Here is a 2,265-nt window from a genome sequence, read left to right as displayed (position 1 = left end):
GTGGGGAGTGGGGAGTTAAAACTCTCCTGCCCCCTAGTCCCCCTAGTCCCCCTAGTCCATTCCAAAAGACCAACAACAACCACACGATAGAATAGGTGCAGCACTAGATTATACGACGAACAGAGGCTGACTGTTCGGCATTATTCGCGATCGCATTTTGAACCGGATCGAGAATTCCAGGGTCAGCTAAATAGATGATAAAGTCGTTGAGCAAGTTGGCAGCAACAGCGAGAGGAGATAAAAGCACGCATGGGCAAGGTAGTCGGCATTGACCTAGGGACAACAAACTCCGTAGTAGCGGTGATGGAAGGTGGCAAGCCGGTGGTAATTGCCAATGCAGAAGGAATGCGCACCACCCCTTCAGTGGTTGGCTTTAGTAAAGATGGAGAGCGTTTAGTTGGGCAACTGGCACGCCGCCAAGGGGTACTCAATCCCCAAAACACATTTTTTGGCGTGAAACGATTCATTGGCAGGAAATATGCCGAACTAAGTCCAGAGTCCAAACGGGTTCCCTATACCATTCGCCGGGATGAGGATGAAAATATCAAAATTCGCTGCCCTCGGCTGCAAAAAGAATTTGCCCCGGAAGAGATTGCGGCGATGATACTGCGAAAGTTAGCGGATGAAGCGAGTCGCTATCTAGGGGAAGAAGTGACGGGGGCTGTAATTACCGTTCCTGCTTACTTTAACGATTCCCAGCGGCAGGCGACTAGAGATGGAGGGAAGATTGCTGGTTTAGAAGTATTGCGGATTCTTAACGAACCAACAGCAGCATCATTAGCTTATGGATTAGATCGCAAAGAAAGTCAGACAATTCTAGTATTTGACTTAGGCGGTGGCACATTTGACGTGTCAATCCTGGATGTGGGAGATGGGGTATTTGAGGTCAAATCCACCAGTGGAGACACGCAATTAGGGGGTAATGATTTTGATGCAAAAATAGTGGACTGGTTGGCAGAACAATTCTTGGCAGGAGAAGGAATGGACTTGAGACGCGATCGCCAATCCCTCCAACGCCTCACAGAAGCCTCAGAAAAGGCGAAAATAGAGCTTTCGGGGGTGGGGGTAACCGATATCAATTTGCCCTTTATCACGGCGACAGAAGATGGACCTAAGCATATAGAAACTAGACTCACTCGGTCTCAGTTTGAGGATTTGTGCGGGGATTTAATTAGCCGCTTGCGTCGTCCCATTAAACGTGCCCTCAAAGATGCAGGCTTGACACCTGTACAAATTGATGAAGTGGTATTAGTTGGTGGTTCAACCCGTATCCCCATTGTCCAACAATTGGTACGGAGTTTTATCGATAAAGAACCAAATCAGAACGTTAATCCCGATGAAGTGGTGGCAGTAGGTGCGGCAATTCAGGCAGGAATTCTCACTAGTGAAATCCAGGATGTTTTGTTATTAGATGTCACACCATTATCCCTGGGCTTAGAAACCATTGGCGGCGTGATGAAAAAACTCATCCCCCGCAATACCACCATCCCGGTAAGGCGTTCCGATGTCTTCTCTACGGGGGAAAACAATCAAACCTTGGTGGAAATTCACGCCCTCCAAGGGGAACGGGAAATGGCTGCGGATAATAAATCATTGGGGCGGTTTAAATTAACAGGGATTCCCCCAGCACCAAGAGGAGTTCCCCAAGTACAAGTATCTTTTGACATTGATGCCAATGGGATATTACAGGTTACAGCGTTAGACAAAACTACAGGTAGAGAACAAAGCGTGATTATTCAAGGTGCTTCTACTTTGAATGATTCTCAGATTGAACGGATGATCCGAGAAGCTGAAGAATTTGCCCAAATTGATAGAGAAAGGAGGGAACGAGTAGAAAAGCGTAATCGAGCAGAAACATTAGCAAATGATGCGGAAAGGCAACTAAAAGAAGCAACACTAGATTTTGGTAATCAGTTTGTCAGCCCTTATCGTCGTCGGATTGAAACTTCGGCGGCAGCACTGCGTCAAGCCCTTTCCCGCAATGACGATCGCGCCATGGATCGAGCGCAATCAGATCTTCAAGATACTCTCTACGATCTGAAGCGAGAAATGCGACTCGCCTACTCGGATGAGGAAGATGATGACTTTTTCGGCTCAATTCGTCGTGCCTTCTCTGGAGATAGCGATCGCGAAATAAATAACCGCCGAGATCCCTACGAGCGCCGCGATCCTTACGAGCGTCGTGACTCTTCTGAGCGTCGTGACTCTTCTGAGCGTCGTGACTCTTCTGAGCGTCGAGATCCTTATGAGCGTCGTGACTCTTCT

Annotated in this window: 2 protein-coding genes; one reads left to right on the top strand and one right to left on the bottom strand. The window is 47.9% G+C overall.

Going from position 1 to position 2,265, the window contains the following annotated elements; genetic code table 11:
* Positions 1–103 precede the first annotated feature (103 nt).
* Positions 104–247 (bottom strand): hypothetical protein, encoded by a 144-nt coding sequence (locus NJ959_RS21460; RefSeq protein WP_254013782.1) that lies wholly within the window; start codon positions 245–247, stop codon positions 104–106.
* 2 nt (positions 248–249) lie between these two features.
* Here NJ959_RS21460 and dnaK point away from each other — a divergent pair.
* Positions 250–2,265, top strand: a 2,016-nt coding sequence (gene dnaK, locus NJ959_RS21455; RefSeq protein ID WP_254013781.1) for a molecular chaperone DnaK, incomplete at its 3' end; no start/stop codon positions are given.

The sequence above is a fragment of the Limnofasciculus baicalensis BBK-W-15 genome (assembly GCF_024178385.1).
GTDB classification, from domain to species: Bacteria; Cyanobacteriota; Cyanobacteriia; order Cyanobacteriales; family Coleofasciculaceae; genus Limnofasciculus; species Limnofasciculus baicalensis.
This window is presented reverse-complemented; position numbering and strand designations above follow the sequence as displayed.